Source organism: Streptomyces katrae (assembly GCF_002028425.1).
GTDB lineage: Bacteria > Actinomycetota > Actinomycetes > Streptomycetales > Streptomycetaceae > Streptomyces > Streptomyces katrae_A.
This window is the reverse complement of the sequence record NZ_CP020042.1, coordinates 6,795,850-6,810,277: the sequence shown is the minus strand read 5'-3', so window position 1 is coordinate 6,810,277 and position 14,428 is coordinate 6,795,850. Positions and strand designations below refer to the sequence as shown.

Below are 14,428 nucleotides of genomic sequence, written 5' to 3'. Positions count from 1 at the left end.
CGGACCGGCGGGACGTTCAGCGCCGGTCGGTGCCCTTCGCGCCCTCGCGCACGGCGGGCGGGACGTTCGCTGCGGGTGCCGGTGCGGTGGCGGGCGCCGGCCGGGGTACGGCTGCGGCGGACGGCGCGGCGGGCGCCGACGGGGGCAGGGTCAGCTCCAGGGCGGTGCCGTTCGAGGGGGTCCAGCCGGAGACCCGGCCCGCGTAGGGGCTGCCGAAGGCGGCGGTGCCCAGCCGGGTGCCGGTGGGCAGGGTCGCGGTGACGTCGAGCCCGGCGGGCGCCACGACGGTGACGGCGGTGCCGACGCGGTAGGCGGTGACCCGGCCGGCCTGGAGGGCGCTCTTCCAGGCGCCGCGGCGCCTCAGTTCGGTGCCGATGTCCTTCATCCGCTCGTTCACCAGCGGGGTGTTGGCGGCGAACAGGGCGTCGTAGCCGTCGATGACGCCGTTCAGCACCGGGTAGGCCAGGCGCTCCTCGGCCAGGTTCGACTGGTGGATGAAGTGCGGCTTGGGGTCGTTGGACAGCACGTGCCCGAGCGCGGTGCGGGTCTCGGCCGGCACGATCTTCTGCGCGTACCCGGTGGCGGTGTCCAGGGGTGCGGGCAGGCAGGTCGTGGTGTCCGCGTGGTCCTCGCAGATGCCGCTGCCGCCCTGGGCGCGGGAGGTGTAGATCCAGTTGTACTCGTCGGCCGCCTCGGTGGCCTTGCCGACGTTGTAGTAGACGTTCATCGGGTAGCGGGCGACGGTGGAGGCGGAGCCGACCTGGCGCAGTTCGGGGTCGCGGGAGTTGTCCGAGGCGACCCAGGTGACGCCGTTGCCGGTGAGGGAGGCGGCCAGGTTGGGGTTGTCCTGCGGCTGCTGGGGCAGGACGGCCATTCCGGAGTGCTCGCCGGTGACCAGTTCGTCGTTCTCCAGTGGCAGGCCGAAGCCCTGGCCCCACAGCCGGTTGAGGACGATCTCGTTGTCGATGGTGCTCCGGCTGACCCACTTGGTGCTGCCGTCGGGGTTGGTGGCGCACCGCCAGGGGACCACGCTGACGTCCTGTTCGCAGCCCAGGAAGGCGTGCGTGTAGGTGTGGTTGACCCAGCGGAACCGGGCGCGGTCGGCCTGGAGCTTGTCGGCGAGCAGGTCGACGCCGTTGTTGTCCTCGCGCTGGTCGAGGCTGCCGGCGCCGTTGTAGACCATGTCGAGGGTGAAGTTGCGGCCCGCCTGCCAGTTCTTGGCGTACTCGGCGTCGTCGGCGGTCATGCGGATGGGGGTGGGCGTGCCCCCGCCGCCTCCGGCGCAGTCGACGTCGCCGGGCGTGCAGTTGAGCCGGGTGTCCCAGCGGTCGTCGGCGGCGAAGACGTCGTCCACGTGGACGGAGAAGTAGTTGCGGGAGGCGCCCAGGTGCACGCCGCCGGTCATCCACTCCACGATCCCGCGGGCGAGCAGCCGGTACTGCTGCTGGTAGCGGTTGTACACGAAGGTCACGACGAGTTCGCGGCGGCCGTCGTGCTTGTACTCGCCGACGAGCGACCCGCGGCGGGCGGTGCCGGGGATGGGCGCGTCGACGTAGGTGGTGAAGTCCGCGCCGGGGGCGGGCTGGGCCAGGTAGGCGTAACTCTCGCCGACGGTGGGCGAGTTGTCCTCGAACGGGACGGTGCCCTCGAGGTAGCCGAAGGGGCCGGAGCGGCCGGCGGCGGTCACGGCCCCCTGGGCGCCGTCGACACTGCCCGCGTAGCCGCCGGCGACGAAGTACTGGAGGCCGACCTGGGGGCGCGCGTAGGTGTAGGCGTCGACCTGGGGTATCTCGTAGGTCTGCTCATAGGCCGCGAGGGCGGCCATCTCGGCGGAACCCGCGGCGAACGGGTTGTCGTTGGGCAGGACGACCGCCTGGAACTTGGCGCGCGGCCGGCCGCCGGCGGTATCGGCGAGGAAGGCGGCGTCGATGGTGGGCCGGTCCGGCCGTGTGAGGTCCACCTGGGTGTAAGGCGTCCCCGCCGAGTCCAGCTCCGCCGTGATGGCCTGGACGGCCGGGCCTCCGTCGGCCACGACCAGCACCCGCAGGTCCACGCGGGGTGTGGTGGCGTCGGCGTGGGCCGCGCCGGCCGGCAGTCCGGCGGCCGCGATGAGCGCGCCCACCGATAAGACGGCGGTACGTATGCCGCGCCCGCCTCGACTGCTCCGCCGGCTACGCCTACTTCGCTCGCTTCGCTTCATGCGGTGAAATTCCCCTCCCCGGGCAGGGGTGAGCGAAGCGCGCACGAAGCGGCCGACGCCCCCCTTGCGCGACGCCGGTCTCCCCCTCAGAAACCGGTCGTCGCACATCCGTCGCGTCACATGGTGGTGCCTGTGTGTAGCTTTCGTGGGGGCGTTGCGGAAACCGACGGAAAAACGCAGGCGACCAACTGGGCGTGGTGTGGGGCGAGTTGCCCGGCCTGACGCCTTCGGGCCGTTTCCGGAACCCGGCGGGCGGGCGCGTCCGGCCGCCATGAGGGCCGGTCCGGAGCCGAGCGGGGTGCCGCCGGACCGGGTGGGTCCGGCGGCACTAGACCCTGGTGGTCTGGACCACTAGGGGTGGCGGGCGGGGGGCGATTTCAGGCCACCCCCGGCCGGGACGGGGGTCCTCAGGCGCAGAGGACGCGGGTCTCGGGCGTGTAGACCGGGCCGCCGCTGGTGTTCGTGCTGTCGCTGAACTCGGCGTAGTAGTACGAGTAGAAGCCGATGTTGCCGTTGCACCCGGAGTCGGCGGCGACCTGGAGGGTGAGCGTCACCGTGCGGCTCTGACCGGGGGGTATGGTCGCGCCGTAGTTGCCGCCGAGGTCGGAGGGGCCGACGCCGGAGCAGGCGGCGGCACCGGTCGGGGTGGCCACGCTGCAGCCGGTGAAGCTGTACTTGAGGTCGGCGCGCTGGGTGGTGAGCCAGGTCGGGGAGATGGTCTGGTAGACGAACCAGACGTCGTAGGTCTTGTTGTTGGTGAGCGTCATCGTGAGGTTCACCGTGCCGCCGGGGGTGACGGTGGCGGCGTTCGTGGCGAACGTCAGGGCGGCCGGGGCGGGGGCGGCCTGGGCCGCGGGGGCGAGACCGAACAGGGCCAGGACGAAGGCGAGGAACGCGGTGAGGCCGAGTCGGCTCTTCAGAGGTGATCGCATGGCCCGGGAGGCTAGGACGAGGCCTCGCGCGGCGTCTGCCCCCCGGGGGAGCGCAGGGGCGCAGAGCGGCCGGAAGTGTGCGCCCCGTGAAGGCGCCCCGGCGCCCCGGGGGCGGATGATCACCGACCGTATAGGGGCAGTCCACGGAGGGTTCCCTGCCATCCGCCCCGAACCCCGCGGCCCGGATGGCCCCCGGACCCGCGAATGGCGCGTACCCGCCGCGCCCCACCCCCGGAACCCCGTACCCCGCTTCCGGCCCTGCCCCACCGCCGGCCACAAACGGAACCGCTTTCCGGACGACCGGCGGGCGGCGGTCACGCAAACGCGAGGCCAACACCGGCCGGACTCCCGAGGCTCCCCCGACCGCCCCCCGGCCCGAGACGGCCCGCGCGCCTCGGTGAGACCCCCCGAAGAACTCACTCAGCGTCACCCGCCCTCGCCCCTCAGGCGGCGGCCACCGCGGTGGATTCCGTGTTCATGCGGGCCACCGTGGCACCTCCAGCGCGGTCGAGGTCAAGGGCCAGCATCCCCTCGGGTGCCGGAGCCTGAAACGATCAGTCGGTCTCTTCGCCTGCGCCTGCGCCTTCTCCTTCGTCCCTCTCGGGCAGGACGTTGCCGTCTTCGTCGAGCCCGAGGTGGATGCGGCCGGGCTCGTGGCCGTTGACGTCGCTGGGGCGTGGCCCCTCGGGGCCGTCGGGCCCCCAGCGCACCAGGCGACGGGTGCGGGCGATCAGGTAGAGGGTGTCGTCGACTTCGAGGCGGTTGACGCGGCCGGCCCGCAGCCTGTCGGCGGCCGCGGCGTACTCGGCCAGCTGCTCGGCCTCGCTGCCGGAGCCGCCGGCCGCGGTGAGGGTGCGGGCGTCGGCGGTGGGGTCGGACTCGAGGGGGATCAGGCCGTACATCCGGGGCCACGCCCAGGTGAGGGTGAAGTCCAGGGACCGGCGGGCGGCGTGTGCGCTGACGTGCGGGCCGCTCACCGGCTTCCAGCCGGTGCCGGTCCTCTCCATCACGGTGAACGCCGCGGGCAGGAGCAGGACGTCCGGGTGGGTCTGCAGGGCCCGCCGCGAGTCGGCGAGGACCGCGGCGGGGTAGCGGGCACCGGCGTAGGACAGCCCGCGCAGCGCCAGCCGTTCCGCGGCCTGCATCGGTGTGACCGGCGCGTCGGGATGCAGCACCAGACCGTCATCGATCTCCGGGTGCCGGGAGCTGTGCGTCCAGTCGGGAACGGCCGGCTCCGGGTCCGTCGGCCGGGGCTCCTCGATGCCGGCGGGGCCCGTGGCGGCGTATTCCTCGGCGCGCACGACGCGGTACCGGGTGCAGCCCACGGTGAGATCGTCGACGCACTCGCTCTCCAGCCGGGCGACCGCCGCCAGCAGCTCGCGCCGCTCCGCCCGGTCGCGCGCGTCGTCCTTCGCCCGGTACCACAGCAGCGAGTTGAGGCTGTCCCGTGCCTGCTGCGGGCAGCCGAGCGTCACGGCGCTCACCACGGACCAGGCCGGTCCGCCGCGGTCGTCCTGCGCGGCCACTCCGAACAGCGGCCCCCTCACGGCCACCTTGGCCAGCTGCTTGGCAGCATCGGCGGCATCCGCCTCCACGACGGCCTCCACCGGATCCACCGGCACCCGTACCACCATCGGCCGGGCGGTGCCCGGTCCCGGTCCCGATCCCATGTCCCGCTGCTCCATGGCCACATCCTGCCGACCGGCCGGCACCGCCGCGACGCGTTCGGGGATTTCCAACCCCCAGGGGTTGTTCCTGCCCCTTCCTGCCGGCCGGGAGGGGGCGACGGGGTCAGCCCAGCGCGCGGTCGAGGTTGAAGGCGGCGCTGATCAGCGAGAGGTGGGTGAAGGCCTGGGGGAAGTTGCCCAGTTGTTCGCCGGTCGGGCCGATCTCCTCCGCGAACAGACCGACGTGGTTGGCGTAGGTGAGCATCTTCTCGAAGGCGAGCCGGGCCTCCTCCAGCCGGCCCGCGCGGGCCAGCGCCTCCACGTACCAGAAGGAGCAGATCGAGAAGGTGCCCTCGCGGCCGTGCAGGCCGTCCGGACTGGCGGTCGGGTCGTAGCGGTACACCAGCGAGTCGGAGACCAGGTCCGCGGTGAGCGCGTCCAGGGTGGAGAGCCACTTGGGGTCGGTCGGCGAGACGAACTTCGCCATCGGCATCATCAGCAGCGAGGCGTCCAGCACGTGGCCGTCCAGCCCCTGGACGAACGCCCCCCGTTCGGCCGACCAGCCGCGCCGCATGATCTGCCGGTAGATCGCGTCCCGGGACTCCCGCCAGCGGAGCAGGTCCGCCGGCAGACCGCGGCGGTTCGCCATGCGTATCGCGCGCTCCAGCGCCACCCAGCACATCAGCCTCGAGTACACGAAGTTCCGCCGGCCGCCCCGCGTCTCCCACACCCCCTCGTCGGGCTGGTCCCAGTGCTCGCACAGCCAGTCCACCACACCGCCGACCTCGTCCCAGCGGTCGCTGCTGATCGGCTGCCCCCACTTGTCGTAGAGGTAGATCGAGTCGATCAGCGCACCGTAGATGTCCAGCTGGAGCTGGCCGGTGGCGGCGTTGCCCACCCGTACCGGTGCGGAGCCGAGGTATCCCTCCAGGTGCGGAAGCTCGTATTCGGGCAGGTCGACGCGGCCGTCGATGCCGTACATGATCTGCAACGGACCGCTGTCCCCCTTGGCCCGCAGGATGCCCCGCTCGGAGAGGAAGCCCATGAACGCCTCGGCCTCCGAGGTGAACCCCAGGCGCAGCATCGCGTAGACGCAGAAGGCGGCGTCGCGGACCCAGACGTAGCGGTAGTCCCAGTTGCGCTCGCCGCCGATCTGTTCGGGCAGGCTGGTGGTGGGTGCGGCGACGATCGCACCGGTCGGCGCGTACGTGAGCAGCTTCAGCAACAGCGCCGAGCGGTTCACCATCTCGCGCCACCGCCCGTGGTAGCGCGAGCCGGCCAGCCAGTGGCGCCAGAACCGGACCGTTGCGTCGGCCTGCTCCTGCGCTTCGGCGCGCGGGCACGACCGGGGCGGGACGTCGTCACCGATCTGGTCGAGGGCGAACACGTTGGACTCGCCCTCGAGGAGCTTGAAGTGCGACCACACGTCCCGGCCGTCGGTCTCCAGGGGTGCGGTGGCGGTGAGTGCGAGCGTCAGTGACGGGGAGCGGAACACGGCCGTGTGGCCTTCGAGCTGCGTGGTGTGCGCTTCGGTGCCGTAGCCGAAGCGGGGGGCGATCCGCGCCCTGAAGGGCAGCGCTCCGCGGACGCAGACCACCCGCCGGATCAGCCGGTGGCGGGTGGCCTCGCGCGACTCGTCGACCACGGGCATGAAGTCCTGGATCTCCGCCACACCGTCCGCGGCGAAGAACCGCGTGATCAGGACGTTCGTGTCGGGGAAGTAGAACTGCCTGGTGCGCGTCGGGAGCTCGGCGGCCAACTCGAACGACCCTCCCCGGTCGGCGTCGAGGATGGCCCCGAAGACGCTGGGTGCGTCGAAGCGCGGGCAGCAGTACCAGTCGATGGTGCCGTTCGTGCCGACCAGTGCGGCCGTACGAAGATCTCCGATCAGGCCGTGATCGGAGATCGGGATGTACCGGCTGCCGTCAGCCTGCCCGAAACCAGTCGTATCGAACGCCGCCATACCGGCCTCCGGCCTCCCTGGCGCTGCGGCCCGGGCCTGGGGATGAAACCTCGCATTTCATGCTAGACCGCTACGGGAGGCGGCGTTGTGACGGAGCCGCGCGGACCGGGCCGCCTTGACAATGAAGTCAAGCAGTCGCTTGAGTTCTAGCGTGAGGCCAGAGAAGACGGACCTTCGCCGCGAGGCCGGTCAGCGAACACGGGACGACCTGCTGTCGGCCGCTCTCGAGCTGCTCGCGCAACGGGGGCAGGAAGGGGTGACCCTCCGCGAGATCACCCAGAACGCCGGAGCCAACGTCGCCGCGGTGAGTTACCACTTCGGCTCGCTGAAGGCACTGTGCGAGGTGGCGATCGAGCACGCGCTGGAGCGATACCTGGACGCGCAGATCCGGGAGCTGGACGCTCTGGCCGGGGACGCGACGCTGAGCGAGCTGGCCGAGGCCTTCGCGTGGCCGATGGTGAATGCCCTCGTGGCCGGCGGGCGGGAGCTGGCCGTGATGCGGACCGTGGCGCGGGTGGGGATCGATCCGCCCGAAGGGGGGGAGAGGCTGGCGGGGAAGTTCGAGCAGGCCCGACGGCAGGCGGTGCGGGTGCTGGCGGCGAACCTTCCCGGGGTCGACGAGCGGGAGCTGGTCTTCCGTGTCCGCTGTGCGGCCGGGATGCTGAACTGGCTCGCGGTGGCACCCATCGGGTCCGAGCTGGGCGCGGAGCCCGCCGAGCGGGTGGAGCGGATGCTCGTCCCCGTGGTGGCCGGGGCCTTCCGGGGAGCCCGGTAAGCGGCGGCCAGCGGTGAAACGAATGCACGCAGTGACGCACTCGGCCGGGGGCCCGGGCGCCCTACGAACAGCCTCCGCAGGCGGATGGCGGGCCCCAGCGGCACGGGCCGCCGTCATCACCCGGGCCGCACGCGCCACCGCCTGACCGAGGCGGCCTTCCTTGTGTGCCGCCCCGTCATCGCAGGAGGCCTCAGCCGGCGTGGAGGATCCGGAAGCGGTCGGGCTCTGCCGTGTCCCGGTCGACGACTTGGACCGGTGTCCAAGCCCATTGCCACACGCTGATGCCCGGTGTGCGGGAGAACCGGATCGGCCCGCGGGTGCCCTCGACCGCCACGCTCGGCCATGACCCGGCGATGGCCGCCCGGTCCGTGCCGTGGGAACGCAGCACGTCGGCGAGGACGGTGACGGTGTCCCAGCCCTCGAAAGCGACGAAGGAGGGCGCTTCGCCCAGCCGCTCGCGGAGCTCCTTCCCGACGCGTTCGCCGAGCGGGCCGGGGTGCTCGGGCAGGTAGCGCAGGAACGGGATCCCGGCGCCGTCCTCGCCCAGCGCCTCGGCCCATTCGGCGAACTCCGGTTGTCCGGCCGGAGCGCCGATCAGGAGGTCCGCGAGCCGCCGGTCGCCCCGGACGGCCCTGACGATCGGCACGGCCGGCTCCGGGTGGCCGACCAGCAGGAGGAGCGCCGTCGCGCCGTGGTCGACGAGCGCGTCGCACAGGGCTTCGGGGGTGAGCGCGTTCGTGTCGAGTTCGACGACGGTGCCACCGCGCGGAGCCAGGTGGTCCCGCAGGACGCGGGTCCCGGACGCCCAGTAGACGCTCGGCTGAGCCGCCACGGCGATCCGGCGCCGGCCCGCACCGAGGAGAAAGTCCGCGTAGATCCTCCAGCCGTGGGACTGGGCCGGGGCCAGGCGCGCAACCCAGTCCGTCGGCTCCTCGGTGAGCGTGTCGAGCACGGCCGACGAGCAGAGGAACGGCACGCCGAGGGCGGCGGCCCGGGCGGCGGCCGCGCGGGCGACGACGCTGTGGTACTCGCCCGCCACGGCGGCCACGCCCAGGCCGGCCAGTTCGTCCACGGCCGCCGCGGCCCGCTCCGGATCGGCGGCAGTGTCCCGGACCACCAGCTCCAGGGGTCTGCCATCGATCCCGCCGGCATCGTTGACCTCGCGAACGGCCAGTTCGAGTCCTGCGAGCAGGTGCCGGCCCGCCTCGGCCCAGCCGGGCCGCGTCAGCGGTACGAGAGCGCCCAGGCGGACGGACGGCCCGTCGGTGTGCTCCGCTCCGGACGGCGATGGCGGCGTGTTCATCGGGTGGCTTCTCCTTTGGGACGTGCGGTCGCAGTCCGCCCGGACCGTGCTCCGGCCAGGGCCGGCGGTCTGCGCTCATCACACCTCTTCCCGGCGGGCGCTACCGGGTGATCATGCCGGTCATTGGATCCACCGCCGCCGCCAGGGGCAACCGATTATCCGTTCAGGCCATCCCGCGTGTCCGAACCAGTGGCTGTGCCGGTCAGGCTGTTGCCGGGATCGCCGGTGAGCGGCGGGCCAGCGCCTCGGAGGCCTTGGCCGTGGCGTAGAGGGACACGGCCAGGGCGAGGGCCATGGCGGCTCCGGCAGCGAAGAGGCTGCCGGAGGACACGGCCTTCGCACTGCCGGCCTCGGAACGGGCGGAGCCCGTGATGAACGGGACGACCGCCAAGACCGCGACCCCGAGGGCGACCTCGCCCCAGACCACCAGGGGGAAATGACGCAGCGTGAGGTGGCGCAGCGAGGCGGTGTCGTCGGCGCGGCGGGCCCGGGCGATGCGGGGCATGAGCCAGAACTGGTTGAAGGCGCCGGCGGTGATCAGGCCCAGCACGAGCAGGATCTTGACGAGGAGGGCGATGCCGTAGCCGGTGGTCCACAGCTGGGACACCGCGCCGACGTGCTTCCAGCTGAGCCACAGGCCGGAGAGGACGACGGCGCCGACGCAGACCAACGCGACCAGGCTGAACCGCCGCCAGATCTCCGCCCACAGCACACCGGCTCCCTCTCCGAGGCCTGCGCGGGCACCGGCGAGGGCGACGAGCAGGGCGAGGCCGCCGAGCCAGACCGTGCCCGAGACGATGTGGGTCTGGTTCAGGAAGAGGTCGAGCCAACGGTCGAGATCGGCCGGGGCGGTGGCCGGTACCGCGGCGATGAGGGTAACGGCGAGGGCGGCCGGAAGCACGGCGAGGACGATGCGGTCCAGATGCCTGCGCGCGGCCGGGAGGAACAGCGCGATCATCGCCGCCGCCGCGGCGAGCAGGACGAGGTTCTGGACGAGGTAGACGGTTCCCTGGGCGATCCAGGCGCCCTTGGCGGCCGGTGCCTGCAGGAAGTCCCACATCCTGCCGGGTGCGAGCGCGTCGCCGAAGGCCATGCCCTTGCCCGCCCGGGCGACGCGGCCGGCCAGCTGGAAGTAGCCGGCCAGGAGGAGCACCACCCCCGCCCAGGCCGCGTAGCTCGCCGATCTGGATCTCAGGACCACGGCATCACCGGGGTCTCCGGCCTCCTGGGCGTGCTTGAGGGAGGGGCGGACGGTGGTGGCGTAGGTGACGGTGGTGCCGATGGCGCCGCTGAGGCCGATGAAGTATCCGGCCTTCGTCAGGACCCGCCAGGTCTGGGGCATGGTGTATCCGGCCGTGTCCGTGGCCAGCAGCAGGGAGTTCATGAGGGCAGGCTAGCCTTACTAAAGTAAGCCTTCCCTTATTTTTAATGACCGATCGTCCTACCTTCATCAATCCGTGACGTCAGGTGCGGAAACGTTCCTCGGACCGATGCCACTACGCTGTCTACAGCGAAGTAGTCGACCTGCATCAGCGCAGGACTTCACCGGTCAAGGGGGATCCATGGCGGACGAGGGCGAGCGAAGGGCCGCCGGCGAGCTGGAGTCCAGCGTGCTCGCCGCGTTGTGGGCGGCCGGCACGGCGCAGTCGGCAGCCCAGGTCAGGGCCGCCCTGCCGCAGGACCTGGCGCGCACCACGGTGGCGACCCTGCTCGGACGCCTGTGCGAGAAGGGGCTCGTGGGACGCAGACCCGGGGGCCGCGGCTTCGTCTACTTCGCCGTGCAGGACACCCATGGCCTGGCCGCCCGTCGCATGCACCGCGAACTCGACGGGGGCAGCGACCGGAGCATGGTGCTGGCGCGGTTCGTCGAGGGCCTCGACCCGCACGACGAGGCCGAACTGAGGCGGCTCTTGCAGGAGGACCGCCCATGATCACGCTCCTGGTGGTACCCCTGCTGCTGCCCTGGCTCCTGCCTCCGCTCGCACGGCGGACTTCCCGGCGGGTCCGACCGGACATCGCCCTGTGGGCCGTTACCGCCGGCACGGCCGCGCTGGCGCTCGGCGCCGTCGCCTGCCTGGGCGCCCTGCTGCTCCCGCTCACCCTCCGCCTGCCCGCACTCGCCGACCTCGCGCACCTGCTCCACCCCCTCCAGGCCGGCCCGGCGGCACTGGTGTTCGGCGCCGCCACGCTCGCCGGCGGAGCGCTCGCCGTGAGCGCGACCGCCGCAGTCCGCGGCGCGAAGGCAGAACTGGCGCGGCTGCGTGCGGCCAAGGACCTCGTGGCCGGACTGCCCGAGGCCGGCGGCCTGTGCGTACTCGACGACGAGCGACCCGACGCGTTCGCCCTGCCCGGAGGGAGGCGCCGGACGGGCCGGGTCGTGGTCACCGCGGGCATGCTCCGGGCCCTTGACCCGGGCGAGCGGGAAGCGCTCCTCGGACACGAACGCGCCCACCTGGCCGGGCGCCACCACCTGTTCCTGGCCGTGGCGCAGCTCGCCGGATGGTGCCACCCGGCGCTGGCCTCCGTCATCCCCGCCGTCTCCTTCGCCGCCGAGCGCGCAGCGGACGAAGCCGCCGCCCGCGCATGCGGGGACAGGCGGCTGGCGGCCCGCGCCATCGGACGGGCCGCCCTGGCCACGACGTCCCGACGCGGCGGCCAGCAGGTGCCGGCCGTCGTGGCACGGGGCACCACCGGCCCGGTACCGGCGCGGGTCAAAGCCCTCTTCGCGCAGGCTCCGGTACGACGCACCGCCCCCGCCCTCCTGGCCATCGCCCTTCTCTGCGGGGCGGCGGGCGCCTCGTCCCTCGGCGGCGCGGTCTGGCTCCACCGCGGGGTGGAAGTGGCACAGGGCGAGCGCCCCTCCGAGTAACCCCGCGGCGCCATGTCCGCAGTCCCCGGCATCTGCTCCTCTGCGGCGGACCCGGCGCCGCGATGACCCGTCGGCACCATCCAACCGGCCGGCGCCTACCAGGTCATCGCCTGGACCTCGGCTCTAGCCCCTCTACGGACGGCCCCAGCCGTCACGAACTGACCCACTGGGCCGCGCGGACCGGCGGCCCCCTGCCAACCCGACCGGCCGGCCGACCAACCGGCCCACACGAACGGACTCACCATGCCCAGATCCGCCGCCGATCTGATGCAGGTCAACCTCCTCCAGGTCTTCAACGAACCCGACCCGGATCGCCGGGCCGCGGTCATCGCCGAGAACTACGCCGAAGACGTGGTGTGGCACGAACCGGACCGCATCAACCACGGGCGCACGGCCCTCACGCGCCGCGCCACGGAATTGCGCGCCGAGCACCCGGACTGGGTCTTCCGACCCACAGGCACCCCGTCGGAGCTCGACGACATCGGCCACCTCGGTTTCCGGTGGGGCCCGCCCGACGATCAACCGCCGGTGGTCAGCGGCATGGACATCGCCCGCACCAACGGGGGCGTCATCATCGAGCTCTACACGATCGTCACGGAGATCAGCCAGCCGTCGTAGGCGTCCGTCGCGGACAGGCCGCCGCGACTGCGGAACGGGGTCAGCCGCCACGAACGCGGGGGCGGTGGCGGGCAGAAGCCCTGCGCCACTACCTCCTGACCGCACCCACGACATCGCACCCGACGCCTGGTACCGCTACGCCGAATTCCTGGTGATCGGCTTCGGCCTGGAGAAGGCCCGGCAGCACACACGACCGCCATGACCGGCGGCCAGGTGCGCCGCACCTGGCCCAGGCCAACCAGCTGAGCAGGCCCACCGGCGCACCCCATCTCGCCGGACCGAGCGAGGCCGCCGGGCCGCCGTTACGTCACGGCCGGAAGGTTTCGCGGTAGACGCTGGGGGCCACGCCGACGTGGGCCTTGAACAGCGTCCGGAAGTTGGCCGGGGTGCCCAGGCCGCAGTGCCGTGCCACGGCCTGTACCGTCAGTTCGCCCGCTTCCAGCAGTTCCCTCGCCCGGGCCAGCCTGGCATCGAGCAGCCATCGCATGGGCGGCCGGCCCGTCTCGGCGTGGAAATGGCGGATGAGGGTCCGGCGGGACATGCCGGCCCGGTGGGCCAACTGGTCGACGGTGAGCGGCTGGTGCAGGTTGCACAGGGCCCACTCGTACACCTGCGCCAGCCCGTCGGAGCCGGAACGGTCCGGGCGTACCGGGAGGTCGATGTACTGGGCCTGGCCACCCGTGCGGTGCGGGGCGGCGACCAGCATGCGCGCCAGCTGGTTGGCCACGCGGGCGCCGTGGTCGCGGCGGATGAGGTGCAGGCACAGGTCCAGGCCCGCGGCGACACCGGCCGAGGTCAGGACCTGGCCCTCGTCGACGTACAGCACTTCCGGCAGCACCGACACCCGGGGGAAACGGCCGGCCAGCGCCGCGGCGTACTGCCAGTGCGTGGTGGCCCGGCGCCCGTCGAGCACTCCGGCGGCGGCGAGGGCGAAGGCACCGGTGCAGATGGACACCATGCGGGCCCCGCGGGCCGCCGCCCGCGCCAGGGCGGCCGCGACCGCGGCCGACGGCTGCTCCGGCTCCAGGTACCCCGGGACGATGACGGTGTCGGCGGATTCCAGGCAGTCCAGCCCGTGCTCGACGGAGAGCGCCGGGCCGCCGTGCATCGGAACGGATCCGGGCGCTTCCGCGCACACGGTGAGCCGGTACGGTCCGTCTCTCCAACTCCCGAAGATCTGCAGGGGGATGCCGATATCGAGGGCGAGGACGTTCTCCAGGGCCACCACGACGACGTGGTGCGCGCTACCGGACTCCCCGTTCCCCTCCATGGCACGATCCTATCGCCACATGGCATCCGTGCCACTCACGTGGTCGTCCGGGCCGCGCCTACGTTCGTGCCATGAAAGATCCCCTCCTGCTCCCGGCCCTGCCGGACACCCCTGTGGCCGTCAGCGCCGTCGCGTACGTACGGTCCTGCGAGAGCGAGCCCACCGCCAACCACAGCATCCGCAGCTACGTGTTCGCCGCCCTGCTCGCCGAACACGAAGGGCTCAAGCCCGGCGCCGACTTCGACCCCGACCTCCTCTTCCACGCCTGTGTGCTGCACGACCTCGGCACCTCGTCCGCGGCCCCCGGCGCGGAGCGCTTCGAGGTCGAGGGTGCGGACATGGCCGCCCGGTTCCTCACCGGGCACGGATACGACGCACAGGCGGTCGACCTGGTGTGGGAGGCGATCGCGCTGCACGCCACGCCCGGCATCGCCGAGCGCCGCGGGGTGCTGGCGTACCTCACCCGCCGGGGCATCGGGGTGGACTTCGGCATCGGCGCCGAGTTCATGACGGACGCCCAGGGCGCGGCCGTCCACCACGAGCACCCGAGGCTGGACATGGTCACCGCGCTGGTCGACGAGATCGTGCGGCACGCCGCCCGCTCCCCGCAGGCCGGCGCCCGCTACACGCTCGGCGGCGAGTTCCTTCGCGAACGTGCCGAACCCGGAGCCACGACCTTCCTCGAACGCGTGGCCTCGACCTCCCGCTGGGGTGCGTGAACACCGCTCCTTGACCTTGCCGCAGCGTCACCGTCGGTACTTGGGAGAGATCAGGGGCGGGACCGGTCACCGGGCCCGCCCCGCGCCCCCTGAGACGCACTCCCCCCGGACA

The 14,428-nt window shown here is 72.6% G+C and carries 12 protein-coding genes; 5 read left to right on the top strand and 7 right to left on the bottom strand.

All coding sequences use genetic code 11. The features are described 5' to 3' along the window. Positions 1 to 16: 16 nt before the first annotated feature. The 4 genes from B4U46_RS30845 to B4U46_RS30830 all read right to left on the bottom strand — a co-directional run bounded on the left by B4U46_RS30845 (position 17) and on the right by B4U46_RS30830 (position 6,762). On the bottom strand, positions 17 to 2,200 hold the full coding sequence (locus tag B4U46_RS30845; RefSeq protein WP_079430897.1) for a hypothetical protein: 2,184 nt from the start codon (positions 2,198 to 2,200) through the stop codon (positions 17 to 19). 407 nt (positions 2,201 to 2,607) lie between these two features. Beyond that, positions 2,608 to 3,132 (bottom strand): hypothetical protein, encoded by a 525-nt coding sequence (locus tag B4U46_RS30840; protein ID WP_079430896.1) that lies wholly within the window; start codon positions 3,130 to 3,132, stop codon positions 2,608 to 2,610. A gap of 554 nt (positions 3,133 to 3,686) precedes the next feature. Then, complete coding sequence (locus B4U46_RS30835; RefSeq protein ID WP_237293185.1) at positions 3,687 to 4,817, bottom strand: DUF5954 family protein; 1,131 nt, start codon at positions 4,815 to 4,817, stop codon at positions 3,687 to 3,689. A gap of 106 nt (positions 4,818 to 4,923) precedes the next feature. Beyond that, on the bottom strand, positions 4,924 to 6,762 hold the full coding sequence (locus tag B4U46_RS30830; protein WP_079430895.1) for a glycoside hydrolase family 15 protein: 1,839 nt from the start codon (positions 6,760 to 6,762) through the stop codon (positions 4,924 to 4,926). A gap of 151 nt (positions 6,763 to 6,913) precedes the next feature. Between B4U46_RS30830 and B4U46_RS30825 the strand changes: the two genes are divergently transcribed. Continuing rightward, complete coding sequence (locus B4U46_RS30825) at positions 6,914 to 7,537, top strand: TetR/AcrR family transcriptional regulator (protein ID WP_237293184.1); 624 nt, start codon at positions 6,914 to 6,916, stop codon at positions 7,535 to 7,537. Between the two features lie 190 nt (positions 7,538 to 7,727). Here the strand turns inward: B4U46_RS30825 and B4U46_RS30820 are convergent, their stop codons facing one another. Both B4U46_RS30820 and B4U46_RS30815 read right to left on the bottom strand, forming a co-directional pair. Further along, positions 7,728 to 8,840, bottom strand: coding sequence for an ABC transporter substrate-binding protein (locus B4U46_RS30820; protein WP_079430893.1), 1,113 nt, complete (start codon positions 8,838 to 8,840; stop codon positions 7,728 to 7,730). Between the two features lie 202 nt (positions 8,841 to 9,042). Beyond that, on the bottom strand, positions 9,043 to 10,224 hold the full coding sequence (locus B4U46_RS30815; protein WP_079430892.1) for a copper resistance D family protein: 1,182 nt from the start codon (positions 10,222 to 10,224) through the stop codon (positions 9,043 to 9,045). Between the two features lie 178 nt (positions 10,225 to 10,402). On the opposite strand from B4U46_RS30815, the gene B4U46_RS30810 reads away from it, so the two are divergent. The 3 genes from B4U46_RS30810 (at position 10,403) to B4U46_RS30800 (ending at position 12,327) form a co-directional block, all read left to right on the top strand. Further along, complete coding sequence (locus tag B4U46_RS30810) at positions 10,403 to 10,771, top strand: BlaI/MecI/CopY family transcriptional regulator (RefSeq protein WP_079430891.1); 369 nt, start codon at positions 10,403 to 10,405, stop codon at positions 10,769 to 10,771. Further along, a complete protein-coding gene (locus tag B4U46_RS30805) occupies positions 10,768 to 11,709 on the top strand; it encodes a M48 family metalloprotease (protein ID WP_107438354.1) in 942 nt (313 codons plus the stop codon). The genes B4U46_RS30810 and B4U46_RS30805 overlap by 4 nt, the downstream gene beginning before the upstream one ends. A gap of 243 nt (positions 11,710 to 11,952) precedes the next feature. Continuing rightward, positions 11,953 to 12,327, top strand: coding sequence for a nuclear transport factor 2 family protein (locus B4U46_RS30800; RefSeq protein WP_079430890.1), 375 nt, complete (start codon positions 11,953 to 11,955; stop codon positions 12,325 to 12,327). A gap of 307 nt (positions 12,328 to 12,634) precedes the next feature. Here B4U46_RS30800 and B4U46_RS30795 read toward each other — a convergent pair whose 3' ends face one another. Further along, positions 12,635 to 13,597, bottom strand: a complete 963-nt coding sequence (locus B4U46_RS30795) for a GlxA family transcriptional regulator (protein WP_079430889.1) — start codon at positions 13,595 to 13,597, stop codon at positions 12,635 to 12,637. A 71-nt stretch (positions 13,598 to 13,668) separates the two neighbouring features. On the opposite strand from B4U46_RS30795, the gene B4U46_RS30790 reads away from it, so the two are divergent. Then, a complete protein-coding gene (locus B4U46_RS30790; protein ID WP_079430888.1) occupies positions 13,669 to 14,316 on the top strand; it encodes an HD domain-containing protein in 648 nt (215 codons plus the stop codon). Positions 14,317 to 14,428: the final 112 nt, after the last annotated feature.